Here is a 13323-nt window from a genome sequence, read left to right on the forward strand (position 1 = left end):
TTTAAGACTGCAACAGGATAGTTACATTAGCTGTGGTACAAAACATGAGGATTCCGTAATGCCCTCCTCGCTCACAGGCGTCATGAATATTCATAACGGCCAGCTCAAGGGCTTCAACGAACTCAGGCAAATTCATGCGGCTCATATCCCATTTGTTGGGCTCGCCCCACTGCTTACCTGAATACTGGATCATGTCCCAGTAAGGAGGGTGCCACCAGATCAGGTGTGCAGGCTCTCCGAGGAACGAAAGGAAGTCATCCCGCAACAGGTTGAACCCCTGATGCAAGTCTGTCCCTTTGAAACGGACACCAAGTTCATTGGCAACGTCGATGCTAGAGCCACCCCCAACACTTGGGTCTGCCACCAGCCCGTTCGGCTTTCTCATGTAAGACTCAATGAAGTCTTTAACGATAAAGCCCGAGCAGTTGCCTCGGTACTTGTTGTTTCCGTAAGGCCCCCTGTTTTCGTAGGAGCATACTGATGATTTGAACATGGCGTCCTCCATCATAGATGGGGCGCACCATGCTCCCATCAGGGGCCGGTTCGCCCCTGGTTAGGGATTAAGATCAAGCGTTATCTGCATACCACCAGCTAAGGCGATTGCAATCACGAAAGAAGGTTGCTTCATCAGGAGCCTTCATCATGACCACATCACCTTCGCAGTAGGTGCATAGCTCAAGCGTTGCTTCATTTTTCCAAAAGGCACTGCACCCCGATTCTTGATACACAACCTCCCATTTGGGATGTCGCAAGTACCGATGGAAGAAATCGAGAGTGTCACCATAAGGGAAGTTGAAGCGCTCCATCACTGAACCATTTTCTGTCAGTTCAGGTTTAACCTTGCCGGTTTTCAAGCGCTTCTTGATGATGCGCTGAACCCAACGAAGTCGTGCAAACAGCCGATTGGTGTCTTTCTCGTACCACTGGGGATTACGCTTGCTCCAGTAGAGCTTGGCGAAGATTTCCCCGGACAAATCCTTCATCTGGTTTTCGTTGAGCTCATCAAGAAAACGTCGAGAAGGTTTGTCGTAGTCAAGAACTGCTTCCAAAGCTGATAGGTTTTTCATAGGGACTCCTTATTGCGATTGCGGAGCCCCGTCCCCTCAGGGCTATCGGAGCCCCATAGGGTTAATTAGGGTTAATGGTTGAACGGCGATTTATCGAGGGTTGGTGAATCGAATGGCTTTACCAACGAAATCGGCCATCAGTCGATTCCCAGTAGAGCTGAAATAGCTCTGCCACTCTTTCCAACCACCAACGGATTCCACCGAGCTTGGAGACTCGAAGATACCCCAGATACGCATTTCACAACCTCGTTGCAACACTCGGTTTACCTGGTCAACCAAGTATTCCTTGTTCTGCAATGAAGAGAGGTTGCAAGGCATCTGCATGATCAGCTTTTCAGCTTGCTCGAAGTCGATTTTTTCAATCAACCCCGTGCGGGTATCCACAGAGAATGGAACCACCTGTTGACCGTGGTTAGACCACAACCAATGGGTGATATAGATCGGATTAACGCCAACTTCCGCTGGCACCAATACGCTGCCGCAAGACCGCAACAGCCAGACCAGACGTAAACCATCGAATCGATCCAGAGACTCCACATCGGTAGTGATGTCATCCTGGTAGATTTCAGGCAGCTTATGTTCGGCGGCGAGAGAGATCATTACGGATTTGAGATTGTTCAGATGAGACATGTGTGCTCCTTAAAGTAACTTGGGCACACAGAGCCTGTCAGGCGCAGTGCGCCCTTAGGCTGAGGTTGAATGCTGTTTGTTTTTGGCGACCAGCTATCGCACGTTTCGCCCTCAGAGAGGACAAAATTCACTTTCTCAGCAACCCTCAATGAAGGCCTCTGAGAAAGTGGGAGGGTATTCCCTCCTCACTTTGATTGTTCCACGAGAGCTGTGTGAACAGGAACGCTCAAACTGCCCTTTTCGGGTGCAAAGCTCAAAGACGCATCAACTGCCCCGTCTTTTCAGTTCTTCGACCAGATGTTCAGGCACCTTACTCGCAGTACAGGCCAGCAATACATCGAGGCCTACCGGCTTGTGAAAGCGCTTATTTGACCAGGAATCGCCAACTGATGACTTTGCCCAGTCGATTGCTTGCCCAAGACTGTGGAACTGCCGCCTGCCTGTGTATCCCATACGACTATCCAAAGTAACACCCTGGAACAGTCTCCAGTACATCGGAGGAATGCGCTTAGCAAGCAGTAAAAAAGGCGTCTCCGGCACTGTAGCCCTTCTACCTTTGTTCCGATGATACAAATCCAAAGATGAATGGAATTGGTTCATAGACTCTCCAAATAAAAACGGCCACCCCCGAAGGGATAGCCGTTTGTCGTTTCACTTCCTGTTAAGCTGCAAAAGCAGTCAATGACCGCTCCATCAACTTAAACAGTGTGCGTTGCAGAGCTGCCGCATCATCAATGACAATGTTCTTTTGGAACAGTCCTGACACTGCGGTAGTCTCTACCCCTATGCCGATCACCTCAACATCGCTTCGTTCACAGAGGTCAATCACTGAGCGACATGCCGGGGCGCTTTGAGGCTGCCCGTCAGTCACTACGATCAACATTTTTCGCTCTTCACGGGTCTTGGTGAGTTCAAAAGCTGCATACCACATAGCTTCCGCCATAGGCGTACCGCCAGTTGCTTTGAACCCAAACCGACCGGCCCGATTCTGAACCGTATCTCCATGCTTCACGACACTGAACACTGGCTGGTTCCGGTTGCCACCAAAAAAGGTGACTGCCGGGTTTACGCCGGGTATTGCTTCCAGAGCCATCGAAATAGCCAAGGACGCTTCCCGCGCAATGTCTTGACGCTCCTTTCCATTGGCGGCCTTGTAGGCCATCGAGGAGCTCATATCAACCAGGATGTGAACCGCCGTATTAGGGCGTTTCTTGGCTTCCGGCTTGAGGAATACGCGGGTATCACCCGTCACTACACGATGTAGTTTCCGAGCATCCACACGCTTCCCTGATCGTTGGTTACGGTGAGCAACTCGCTGGCTGGCCTGGACCAATCCGTAGAGCTGCGTTCTTATCTTTGAAGTGGTGCTCTTCACATCCCCTACCAGGCTTTTGCCAACAGCAGGGTTGTCCTGGGTGTTCACAGCAGAGCGAACAGTCATATAGCTACTGTCCCCCTTATCTTGAGCCACCCGGTTGAGCTCGGCTTTAAGTGCATCATGCGCGTCACCACGCAAATCACCGGCACCGGCATTCAGAACCTGCTGGAGCATTTTGGCCGCGTCTTGTTTCGCCGCGTCAGAATTGCCACCAGCCTGGCTTTGTCCTGCCTTGCTGCCACCATCAGTATCCGACTTGCCTTGGTCGCCCTGTCCTTTCGGATCAGATTTCCCGTTAGCATCGTCTTGCTTCTGGTCTTTACCTTGCTGATCACCACCATTGGCATCAGGCCCTTGGTTTTGATCGTTACCACTTCCGCCCTGACTGTTCTGAGGTTGGTTGCCACCAGCATTCTGCTGGTTGTTACCATCCTGACCATTCAGGGGCTTTTGCTCTTCTTTCTCCTTTTCCTCCTCGATCATCTTGATGATTTGGTCGGCCAAGGATGTCACCTCTGCGGTTGACTTAGTGTTCACAGCCTTACGCAGTAAAGCGTTCAGCCGAACAACAACACCCTGAGGGAACACGCGCTCGAATACGGGGGTAGCCGAATCGAGATAGGGTTGAAGGACGGATTGCCCTACAGCCTTGGTTTGCAACCAGTACAAACAAAACCCTGTCAGAATGGAGGCAGGGGCCTCTTTGTCTGTGACGTGCTCGTAATGACCAGCTTGAGCCATATAGCGAGCAACCTCATTCAGGGTCTGCGACGTACCGGGGAAGAGTTCCATCATGGCCCGTTCTATGCGGCAGTCCTCCAAAACGTTGGACAACTCAGCATGAAGACCTCTGCGGCGCTCAACACCAAAGTCCGTAAACCGGACATGGGCTGCTTCATGGGCCAAATACCCCCAGACAGCATCCATGTGAGGATAGTCGTCGGGGATATTCGGAACCACGATGGTCTTACCATCGGTGTATGCGTCATCGTTACCGATGGCGACTTTGACACCGAGTTTTTCACCATAGGCTGCGGCCACGATTGGTAGAGCGCTGTAAATGGTGCGTTTTTTGGACATATCTTTTCTCCTGGTAGGGAAGGAGATAGTCCACCCCTGGAGGGAATGGCTATCCCCTCCGGGTCGGTTTAGTTGAAGTGACTATTAGAAGAAATAGTCGCCATCGTCGTCAGTTTTAGGCAGCTCCTGGTTGAGAGGCTCCTCTGTCGGCTCCTCTTGGACAGGCTCTTGCTCTACCGGAGTTTCCTCAGGCAAAACCGGCTCATCCTCAACATCAACGCGCTCTTCTCGAACCACATCACCGGCATTGGATTCATCTTCCGATTCACCCTCGCCTCGTTCTGCAAAACTCTTGAAGAAGTTGTCGATGTCTTCATCCAGGTCAACAGCGTTACCACCGCTGTTAGTCTGTTCTGATTGAACAGATTCAGTACCACCTACCTGTTGCTGCTTGGTTTCGCCACCCTCTGTTGCAGGGATAAGCTCACCGGCTTTATCGCTTTTCTGTTCGGCCTTTTCATCTTTAGAACGGTCCCCCATCTGGGCTCCCGAACCGCCAATGTCATTAGCCATGCCCTCTACAGTAATCGAGCCATTGGCATACTGCTCGATGCGGTCCCTCTCGCTCATGATCAGCACTGCGGCCACGACCTGATAAAAGAAAGGCGCAACGATGTTTCGGCCATCGGCATGTTGCTCGTATCCCCGGAGGGTTTGGTCGAGCAGCTTGACCAGAGGGTTAAAAGCGCTGTTCAGGAAGCTAAGCCCATCCACCTTGTCGCGGATGTTACGGAGTGTCTGCCGAGTAGTGACCGCACATTGGTCTCGACCGGCCAAACGTTCCATATAGAACTTATTCGCTTCCTGAACCACTTCGGAGATGAGATCGTCACCCAAGCGCTCAACCTTGCGGTTAAGGCGTTTGGCGTTGGCCTCATCTTCGTTCACAGGCTGGATCATGAACACCTGGTACTCAAAGCCAATCCGCTCCTCGACCGTTTCCTTTGGAAGGGCTCCGGCACGGATAGCTCGTTCATACTCAGGGTTCTCCTGACACCATTCATCCACGGCTTTGTTGTAACCTTTGATGAAATCCTGTTTCAGTTGGTTAAACTGAAAGTTTATGTCATTCAGCTTGTTACAGATTTCATCGGTCTTGCTGACGGGTACGGCAAATCCGTTCATGAACGGCATACCGAATTTCAGCAGGAGGCGACGAGTTTCTGTTTTCAGGCGATGAAAGCCTTTCAGCTTAGCCGGATCACAGATCTTCTTACTTCCCAGTTGAGCTACTTTCTCAGGTGGAATTTCACCACCCTCGCCCAGCTTGAGATCAGATGCAGACAAACGGGTTTGTCCACTCCAGATGTCAAAGTCTACGTGGATAACACAGAGGCTTTGTAGATGGTTCACTTTAGTCATGATGCACTCCAAAAAGTTGGGGGCGCACCACGTCCCGAACCGGGCGGATGCGCCCGGTTGGGCTAGTAAATTAACGTTAATTTGCTGTTTGTTTTTGGCGACCAGCTATCGCACTTTTCGCTCTCCGAAGAGAACAAAATCTTGCTTTCCGTTGGAGACTCCCAGAATCCCCAAGGGAAAGCGGGGGAAAATCCCCCACTCACCAGTAGAACGTCTCTACTTCTTCCGGCAAATCATCAAGAGGAGCAAGCACGTCCTCATCAACAATGTACCGTGGCTTCACAGAGCCAGTAACCGTTACACGGCACCGCTCTGATGACTTCTCTCTGTACTGGTCAACATCCTCAGGCTTCACGCCTGACGCCTTATCAGCCAACAGCTTTTTGTAGTCTACCCGGCCAGCCGCTTTGTATCTCGTTACCATCACACCGCAGTAGTCGGCATGGAAGTATTCCCCCATGAGGGACTTCATGGTGTCGAGATGAGGCTTTTGCCTTTCTTGAAGCTCAGACAGTCGCTGTTTCAGCTCCTGAATCTCAGCATCATAGAGGCGGTATTCCTCAGCAGCAGCAATCCAACGGTTGACCTCTTCACCTTGCGGTATGTACAGGTCTCTCTCTGGATCTTTGTCGGGCTCCTTCTTGTCTACTACCTGTTGCCAGAACTTTTTAGCCTCGGCCAAGATTTCTTGAATCATGGCTTCGTCTCGGAGTATTGGAAACTCCTGAATCTGACCTTCAAAGTAGAAGACTAACCAGCCTTGCTTGGCCCCCGTTACCAGGAGCTGGTGTTGCACCTGCGGGTAATAAAGCTGGTATGCCTTGCTGTTTGCTTTCTCAGCACAAACATCTTCCCAGACAGTCGCACTCGGGCTTTTCAGCTCGACGGGCTCCCCGTTATCTCTCAGGCCATCCAGGGAGGCCCTCATGAGCGGGTATTGAACCGATTCGACACAGGCGGGGAGCAGCATGTCATCATACTTCTCCTCGAAAGCGCGTCTTGCAGCATCTTCGTTTTCTATCCCCCGGCGAACCAGCGGATTAAGACTCAGATCGACTTCACGCGCATACCCAGTCTTCTCGGCCCACAGTCTCCATCGTGTTTTGTACGGAGACCGATTGAGCAGGATAGCGGCGTCAGTGGCTGTTACACCTTGACGCCGCCAATCAAGCCAATCTTCCTCTCGTTGCGATAGGTTGACTATTTTCATGGACCTCTCTCCAATGGTTAGGAGGGAGATCTCCCCCAGCGGGGGAGTCCCCCCCGTTGGGGTTAGTAGTAACTGCCTTCCGCGCCCTCCTCTTCTGTAACAGGGATCATGTCCTCGTCACTCAAAGGCGGCATTTCTTCGGCACCAGGTTCAGCATTTGCAGAACCACCAGCGGCGGACTCTTGCTCGTGCGCTTCCTGGTAGTCAGGTTTCGGAGGCTCCATTTGATCCATCTCCTTGTCACGAAGGAATTGAGTCGCATATTGCAGTTCCGAACCTTCATACCGTCCCTTCACATACTCATGCGCCGCAGACCATGCGTTTTCAGCAATGGCGCGATTTGCGAGTTTGGTTAGGATCGGGTCAAGCTCTTTGTGCTCAATAGCCAAAGGCTCTTGGCTTTGAACTTGAGATGGTGAAGGGAGATTGGCAATAGCCGGGTTAATGGCCGATGCCTGCTCCATTTCACGGATGCGTTCAGCTTCATCCTGGTCATAAATACCAGAGAAACCAAATGCGACACGAGAACACTGGATCAGCGACTTGTGCCGGAGTTGACGCTTGGTGTGCGTTTGCCAGGGGCCATCAACAGTGTAAGCACCATTGCGACCTTGACCCTGAAACGGTTCACGGTACACCTCATCAATGAACTCCTTGATGCGGATAGGGCGAGATCTGTCCTTACGGTAAATCACGCATTCAATCCACTCAGGGCAGTCAACTTTCGCCCCCTGCATTCTGACCATCTTGTCCGAATACACGAACTCGACGCCATCATACTGGGGATGCTCGTTGATGATGCGGCTCCAACCATCAACACCTACTACCGGAATGATCCCATTTTGCTTGTCAGGAAACGCATAGATTTCCCGAGTGAAAGGGTTCAAACCGTACTGTTCAGCCACGATCAGGAGCGTCATCATCTGCTCATCGGTCGGGGCACTTCCATCTCGCTGCTTGAATGCGGTCGCCTTCAAAGTTTCATAGAACTTTCGGGTGTCCACGCCAAACCGGCTTGCGATACGGGTTACAAGAGATTTGTTATCAGACATGGTGTTTCTCCAATTCACGAATGAACGGTTTGAGGACACCATGACCCCCTCGGGGCATGAGTGCCCCCGTGGGGTTTAGTAAGAGTTGGCGGTGTTACCCGCCAGCCAAGTGGTGCAGCCGCATGAACGGGATGTCATCATCCCAGCCATCAGGAGCGGGACCATAGCCTCCGCCCATACCACCTTGCGGTGCTGATTGCTGCACAGGAGCAGATTGCGTACCGGCTCCTGTACGTTGCCCTTTTTGGGGCGCTGCACGTTGAGAGTTGTCCTGAGGTGCATTTCCACGACCACCAAGCATCTGCATTTCAACGCAGTGTACTTCGGTGGTGTAGCGCTCGATTTGTTGGCTGTCAGTCCACTTCCGGGTGCGGTTGCTCCCTTCGAGATAGACTTGGGAGCCCTTTTTCAGGTACTCACCAGCGACTTCTGCCAAACGACCTTTAAGCACAATACGGTGCCACTCAGTATGCTCTCTTTGCTCGCCAGACTGCTTATCGCGCCACGTATCCGTTGTTGCAACGTTGAAGTTGGCAACGGCAGTTCCGCTTGGCATGTAGCGAATTTCCGGGTCAGAACCGAGATTACCGACCAGAATTACTTTGTTGACGCCTTTAGACATCATGACCTCCAAGTTATTTGGAGAGGGCCAACGCCCCTTTCGGGGAGCAAGCCCCCGTAAGGGTTAAAAAAAGTGATCCTCTTGTTCGGCGTCGATCTCTGCCAGGCGAATCAGCTCAGATACAAGGCCAAGCCTTTCTGCATCTGCTCTTACTTCGTCGTAGCTGAAACCAAACCGTTCAATGAGGGGTTTTAGTGAATCAAAACGCTCGTAGTCGAAGGTATCACCCTGTTCATCACAGAATGCCACCAGCGGCTTCTCTACGTTTGAAAAGTCATCCGCGAAACGCTGTTGCAGGTAAACCAACATCAGCAGGGGTTTGTGACCATGTTCCGGGCGGAGTTCACCAGCGCCTTCCAGCGTAGCTGGATGGATAGTGTTTTCGCCTAGTCCAGTGCTAACCCCAAGCTCATAACCGCTGTCAGTACGCATCAGCACACTGGGTAGCAAGTCATTTGAGCCTTCGCTCCGAGCAACCTCAAAGCCGATTAAACCGGCTCCTTTGGCAAAAACCCCAGCAACAAAACCTTTGAAGAGGTTTATGTCACCTGGAGGTAACTCAGAGGGCGGAGATAACAGCCAGTTGAGAGATCCCAAGCTGGCTGTTTGTCCGGCTGAAACATTCCCCCCTTCCAGCACCGTCTGTGTCTCTGCGTTTACCAGCACCTCATCCAGAAAGGTGTACCCCTGGCTGAGAAACTGTGACACATACTGGCTTTCTTTGTCCTTGTAGGACATTGGGATCGTGTCTGGGCCGTTAGCTTCAAAAGGTCCTTCGAGCTTTGTCTCAGACCAATTTTCAGCTTTCCCATCAGTGACGGTTCGGCGTAGCTCGACCATCGTGAATTGGCCTGGCTCCGAGGAGCTGGGCTCCCGGAGCAACTTGTAGCCAATGAAGACTTCTATTGTGGTTTCGTCATTGCCCCACTCTTTAGCAGTGTAACGACGGCACAAACAGTCATTTTTCTTCATGCGTCACCCCTTAGCGCCATTGGTCCCCGAACACATCCTTCGCAACACGCAGGATGGCTTCACGCTCCTCTTTGGCCGCACGGATAAGCAGAGCTTGATCCAGGGCGTATTCAAGAGCATTTGGGGCACCACGGAACGCTAGAGACAGTTTCGCCCAACGCACCAACGTCCGAGTGGACATGGTGACGCTGATCTGACCATCTTCACCGTTTTCGCCAAGAAACAGTTTGCGGACCTGATTAGCAATCCGAACCATTCCCTTCCGCACATTTTCCGGAAGTTTCGGAGTAACACGGCCAAGAATGCTGAGTTCAGCTTCCTCATCCGCATACCCTACTTTGGTGAAACGATAGCGATCCATAGCTGCGAGGTTCTGCATCATCACCCCCTGGTACAAACCAGAAGCATCACCGGACCCCGTAGAGTTACCAGTAACGACCACACGAAACATCGGGTGCGGCTTGATGATTTCCCCGCCATTCTGAGCGATCACAAGGGGACGCCCTTCAAGGACATCGTTGAGACCAGCCAGCTCGGCAGGGTCGGCCAAATCCACCTCGTTGATGAGGAGCAGATGACCTTCACGCATAGCGACTGCCAGAGGTCCATACATGAACTTCATGACAGGTGGTTGACCAGGCTTTTCCGCGACCAGAGCGTGATGTCCAATCAGATCTGTCAGCTCCATCCGCCCGTGGGCAGTGATTTGCTGAACAGGCCAGTTGAGACGACCAGCGATCTCGGTGATACCTGAGGTTTTGCCAGACCCGGTAGGGCCGGTTACGAACAATGCGTCACCGCCAGGCTCTTTGAGATAGGCCAAGACCTCTCGCAGAAACTCTTTGCGGAAAACGTAGTTGGTATCAGTGGCAGGGATGAAAGGGTTTGAACCGTCAGCGTAGCCGATGGCCGTTACCTTCTCCGGAATGCTGGGCATACCGAAAACCTTGCTTACTGAGAATTGAGAGTATTGAGACATAGGTGCGCTCCTATTGTGACAGGCGCACCACGTCCCGAACCGGGCGGATGCGCCCGGTTGGGCTAGTAAATTAACGTTAATTTGCTGTTTGTTTTTGGCGACCAGCTATCGCACTTTTCGCTCTCCGAAGAGAACAAAATCTGCTTACTGATGGTATTCACCATGAGTAAGAAGACTTTTAAGGAGCGAGGAGAGTAGCCTCTCCTGGAGGCCACTCCCTCAATGGACGAACATCACCACATCGTCGTTTTGACCAATGACCCCGGTTTCTTTGGCCCACTTCACTGCTTCACTGTGCGCCTGGTAGGAGCTGGAATACAGTTTCGGATCAAATTTCACCTCGCGTCCATCAGCCAGATAGATGATGCCTGCGTGATCGTCGTAAACATGAAGATTCTGTTGCATTCGACATTCCCCCTGTAGCTTGTCGTCAAAGCCAACTGACACCAGAAGACTTTGAGGACAAGCCACAGAGGCTTGACCAGAAAGAGAGGGGTTGCCCCCTCCCTTTGCGTTGACTATCAGCAGTAACCGAACGATTCAGCGATTCTCACGAAAGGACGAGAGATTGCCCAACCAGTAGGGATACACAAAGCGATGATAGCGATTTCCATGATGTTGCTCCTAAGCAAAAAGGGGCAACATCCCCGTCGGGGTATGGTTGCCCCGATGGGTTTGAAAGTGTCGAAGATTACTCAGCGACAGTTATTACCAAACAAGTTCCTTGCCCTTACGAAGGTAAGTCGGGATTTCGAGATAATCCCAGTCAGGTTCTTGTTTAGCGACTTCTTGAACTTGAGTTACCTCAGGTTCAACGACTGCTTTGGCTTGTTCAGCCTTGGCAGCACGTTCTTTGATGACGGCCTGTACAGACCGCATTGCAGGAACTGCGAATTTGTTCCAAAGGAACAAACCGATACGCTGGAACACTTTAGCGAGAACGATGAAGGAAAAAGCAAATGCCTTCGCGCCTACGTACAGTGCGCCCAGAGATGCAAGCAGAACTACAATGAAAGTGATGATGTGCATGGTGTTGCTCCTATGTAAAAAAACAGGGGCAACACCCGAAAACCGGGAGAAGCCCCCGGCTTGGGGTTAAGTAATGCCATACGGCATAAGACTAGATGCTGTTTGTTTTCGGAGACCAGCTATCTCACCTATAGCCGCAGAGCGACTAAGATGATTCAAATATAGCTCACCTTTGCTAAACAGAAAACGCTGTAACTGTCCATTTTGGGCACTTCGAGAGGTCAGGTTACAGATTGACCGCATTTATCCTTTCCAGTGCGTTTATCTGTACCTCAAATTTAGGAGTATCTCTAATGGCAGAAGCACAAGTAGCACTGGACACAAACAACGACCGCAGCAACCACTACTCTCGCCCTGTTTTCAAGCAAGTTCTGAAAGTAAATAGCCTCCAAGCTCAGCGCGTCATGGAACGCAGCTTTGAGCGAGTTTCCAACTCCCTGTTCTCCATCGACGTGATCCTTCGCATCATCGGTGAGCAGGACGAAATCGACCAGGTTGAAACCGTCATCCTGGAACACATTTCCAAGGTCTCCGAAGACCTGGACAAAGCTACCGCCCAGCTCAACAAGCTGATGGAAGACAACGGCATCGACATGATGCCCGGCTACACCAACCCGAATGAATACACCATCGAGATCAACTCTCCTCAGGTTGCTCAGTTTGCACACCTGATCCGCAAACTGGATACCCTGATGGGGATCGTTGACACTCTCTGGCTGAACACCGTACTGACCAGCAAGCAGCGCACCGACGCCACTTACCAATGGCAGCAACGCCTCATCAAGCTGGCCGGTCGAATCATCGGCATCGAGAAACGGGCTCGCATTTCCGCCCACAGCAAAGGCAAAGAAGGTGAAGTGGCCGAAGCCGCTCCGGAATCTGCAACCGGCGACAAGGAAATCGCAGACGAAGCCGAGAAAACAAAAGCAGCATAACCCAGCCCAAACCTTTGCCCCTCGCCCGAGGGGCTTTTTTTTGTCTTTTATGGTTGCATTTTTTGATGCTGTGATATTATCGAAGTAAATCAGATTCAACTCAGGTAAGAACGGAGAACAACATGAAAAAGGCTTTAATCACCACCGTGGCTCTGGCTGTAGCAGCTCTATCTGGCTGTGCATCCACCAGCAGTTACGAACCCACAGCGTACAAAACCAATCACAGTCGCGCTTACAACATCGCGGAGGCCGGTGGCCTGGTAACAGGCATCCAAGACGCTTCTGTTCCGCGTGACAAGCTGGAGCGTCTGACCGACACCAAAACGTTTGGGGCAGCCTACGTGCTGTCTGGCTACATGTCCCCTCAGCTCGGAATGACCGACTGGCAAGGTGGCTTGGTCAACCTTGCGAACTGGGCTATCGGCCCCAAACAGCATGGCGCTCGCAATAGCTTGATCGCTTGGATGCCTGCTAACGAAGCAGTTTCACCGGCAGACGCTCAGGCCAAATTTCTTTCACATGTGAAAGTTTCCATTGAGTCAGCGCTGACTGATTTGGGTGCCAATTTCACGCTTCTGTATGACAAAGATGGTCGCCTAACCTATCAGTTCTACAAGAATGAATGGGGTTGCCCGACGTGGGTGAACGGACAAAGTAAGGTAGCTGACATGTGTTCCGTTAAGGTGAAAATCGTGGAGCCTCGCCTAGGGTCAGCTCCTAATTTTGTCTCTGGCGTTCAAGGTACAGCGTATGCCTTCACATCAGGCCATGAGACCGCATACAACTTTGTGAATGTCGGTAATGGGGCAGCAAGCCATGCTCCTCAGCAAGCGATCTACGCAGCTATTAGCAAACAGCTACCAGCTTGGGCCTACCTCTACCTTGCTCCAAAATCGGTTGAGCTGGATAATGGCGAAAAAGTTGCTTTCCCTTACCTTCTTGATCAGGGAAAAGCAGAGTTATTTGTTTACCCAGAAGCGTAATCAATCTACATGAGAAAGGGGCCG

Annotated in this window: 15 protein-coding genes; 2 read left to right on the top strand and 13 right to left on the bottom strand. The window is 51.6% G+C overall.

Annotated features, from left to right (window positions below):
* Nucleotide 1: 1 nt before the first annotated feature.
* From R7093_RS20100 to R7093_RS20160, 13 genes are all read right to left on the bottom strand, one after another.
* Entirely contained in the window at nucleotides 2-493 is a 492-nt protein-coding gene (locus tag R7093_RS20100) for a hypothetical protein (protein ID WP_276427839.1), read from the bottom strand.
* 73 nt (nucleotides 494-566) lie between these two features.
* Nucleotides 567-1067 carry a hypothetical protein gene (locus R7093_RS20105; protein WP_000793769.1) on the bottom strand — a complete coding sequence of 167 codons (501 nt, stop codon included), beginning with the start codon at nucleotides 1065-1067 and terminating at the stop codon, nucleotides 567-569.
* 90 nt (nucleotides 1068-1157) lie between these two features.
* Nucleotides 1158-1697, bottom strand: coding sequence for a hypothetical protein (locus tag R7093_RS20110; protein WP_000018872.1), 540 nt, complete (start codon nucleotides 1695-1697; stop codon nucleotides 1158-1160).
* 264 nt (nucleotides 1698-1961) lie between these two features.
* Complete coding sequence (locus tag R7093_RS20115) at nucleotides 1962-2297, bottom strand: hypothetical protein (protein WP_001071288.1); 336 nt, start codon at nucleotides 2295-2297, stop codon at nucleotides 1962-1964.
* Between the two features lie 61 nt (nucleotides 2298-2358).
* Nucleotides 2359-4155, bottom strand: a complete 1797-nt coding sequence (locus tag R7093_RS20120) for a VWA domain-containing protein (protein WP_000039318.1) — start codon at nucleotides 4153-4155, stop codon at nucleotides 2359-2361.
* 84 nt (nucleotides 4156-4239) lie between these two features.
* On the bottom strand, nucleotides 4240-5517 hold the full coding sequence (locus R7093_RS20125; RefSeq protein ID WP_000170086.1) for a DUF3150 domain-containing protein: 1278 nt from the start codon (nucleotides 5515-5517) through the stop codon (nucleotides 4240-4242).
* A 199-nt stretch (nucleotides 5518-5716) separates the two neighbouring features.
* Nucleotides 5717-6727, bottom strand: a complete 1011-nt coding sequence (locus R7093_RS20130; RefSeq protein WP_000706865.1) for a YqaJ viral recombinase family protein — start codon at nucleotides 6725-6727, stop codon at nucleotides 5717-5719.
* Nucleotides 6728-6789: 62 nt separating this feature from the next.
* A complete protein-coding gene (gene bet / locus R7093_RS20135; protein WP_001282585.1) occupies nucleotides 6790-7779 on the bottom strand; it encodes a phage recombination protein Bet in 990 nt (329 codons plus the stop codon).
* A gap of 94 nt (nucleotides 7780-7873) precedes the next feature.
* A complete protein-coding gene (ssb, locus tag R7093_RS20140) occupies nucleotides 7874-8404 on the bottom strand; it encodes a single-stranded DNA-binding protein (RefSeq protein ID WP_000987165.1) in 531 nt (176 codons plus the stop codon).
* A 60-nt stretch (nucleotides 8405-8464) separates the two neighbouring features.
* The gene (locus R7093_RS20145; RefSeq protein WP_000739139.1) at nucleotides 8465-9373 is read right to left on the bottom strand and encodes a hypothetical protein; all 909 of its coding nucleotides are present in this window, start codon (nucleotides 9371-9373) and stop codon (nucleotides 8465-8467) included.
* A 10-nt stretch (nucleotides 9374-9383) separates the two neighbouring features.
* Nucleotides 9384-10352 carry an AAA family ATPase gene (locus R7093_RS20150; protein WP_000085162.1) on the bottom strand — a complete coding sequence of 323 codons (969 nt, stop codon included), beginning with the start codon at nucleotides 10350-10352 and terminating at the stop codon, nucleotides 9384-9386.
* Between the two features lie 219 nt (nucleotides 10353-10571).
* On the bottom strand, nucleotides 10572-10757 hold the full coding sequence (locus R7093_RS20155) for a hypothetical protein (protein WP_001186917.1): 186 nt from the start codon (nucleotides 10755-10757) through the stop codon (nucleotides 10572-10574).
* Between the two features lie 303 nt (nucleotides 10758-11060).
* Entirely contained in the window at nucleotides 11061-11381 is a 321-nt protein-coding gene (locus R7093_RS20160; RefSeq protein ID WP_000547566.1) for a hypothetical protein, read from the bottom strand.
* Between the two features lie 293 nt (nucleotides 11382-11674).
* Here R7093_RS20160 and R7093_RS20165 point away from each other — a divergent pair, with 293 nt between their 5' ends.
* Together R7093_RS20165 and R7093_RS20170 are read left to right on the top strand one after the other, a co-directional pair.
* Entirely contained in the window at nucleotides 11675-12316 is a 642-nt protein-coding gene (locus R7093_RS20165; protein WP_000796664.1) for a hypothetical protein, read from the top strand.
* A gap of 122 nt (nucleotides 12317-12438) precedes the next feature.
* Complete coding sequence (locus tag R7093_RS20170; protein ID WP_000709517.1) at nucleotides 12439-13299, top strand: hypothetical protein; 861 nt, start codon at nucleotides 12439-12441, stop codon at nucleotides 13297-13299.
* Nucleotides 13300-13323 lie beyond the last annotated feature (24 nt).

This window comes from Vibrio sp. 1580 (assembly GCF_033340055.1).

What these genes read in the sequence shown, in the direction of transcription:
- R7093_RS20165 (WP_000796664.1), top strand. Translation starts at nt 11,675, where the DNA reads ATGGCAGAAGCACAAGTAGCACTGGACACAAACAACGACCGCAGCAAC.
- R7093_RS20120 (WP_000039318.1), bottom strand. Translation starts at nt 4,155, where the DNA reads ATGTCCAAAAAACGCACCATTTACAGCGCTCTACCAATCGTGGCCGCA.
- ssb (WP_000987165.1), bottom strand. Translation starts at nt 8,404, where the DNA reads ATGATGTCTAAAGGCGTCAACAAAGTAATTCTGGTCGGTAATCTCGGT.
- bet (WP_001282585.1), bottom strand. Translation starts at nt 7,779, where the DNA reads ATGTCTGATAACAAATCTCTTGTAACCCGTATCGCAAGCCGGTTTGGC.
- R7093_RS20110 (WP_000018872.1), bottom strand. Translation starts at nt 1,697, where the DNA reads ATGTCTCATCTGAACAATCTCAAATCCGTAATGATCTCTCTCGCCGCC.
- R7093_RS20125 (WP_000170086.1), bottom strand. Translation starts at nt 5,517, where the DNA reads ATGACTAAAGTGAACCATCTACAAAGCCTCTGTGTTATCCACGTAGAC.
- R7093_RS20130 (WP_000706865.1), bottom strand. Translation starts at nt 6,727, where the DNA reads ATGAAAATAGTCAACCTATCGCAACGAGAGGAAGATTGGCTTGATTGG.
- R7093_RS20105 (WP_000793769.1), bottom strand. Translation starts at nt 1,067, where the DNA reads ATGAAAAACCTATCAGCTTTGGAAGCAGTTCTTGACTACGACAAACCT.
- R7093_RS20160 (WP_000547566.1), bottom strand. Translation starts at nt 11,381, where the DNA reads ATGCACATCATCACTTTCATTGTAGTTCTGCTTGCATCTCTGGGCGCA.
- R7093_RS20145 (WP_000739139.1), bottom strand. Translation starts at nt 9,373, where the DNA reads ATGAAGAAAAATGACTGTTTGTGCCGTCGTTACACTGCTAAAGAGTGG.
- R7093_RS20150 (WP_000085162.1), bottom strand. Translation starts at nt 10,352, where the DNA reads ATGTCTCAATACTCTCAATTCTCAGTAAGCAAGGTTTTCGGTATGCCC.
- R7093_RS20155 (WP_001186917.1), bottom strand. Translation starts at nt 10,757, where the DNA reads ATGCAACAGAATCTTCATGTTTACGACGATCACGCAGGCATCATCTAT.
- R7093_RS20100 (WP_276427839.1), bottom strand. Translation starts at nt 493, where the DNA reads ATGTTCAAATCATCAGTATGCTCCTACGAAAACAGGGGGCCTTACGGA.
- R7093_RS20115 (WP_001071288.1), bottom strand. Translation starts at nt 2,297, where the DNA reads ATGAACCAATTCCATTCATCTTTGGATTTGTATCATCGGAACAAAGGT.
- R7093_RS20170 (WP_000709517.1), top strand. Translation starts at nt 12,439, where the DNA reads ATGAAAAAGGCTTTAATCACCACCGTGGCTCTGGCTGTAGCAGCTCTA.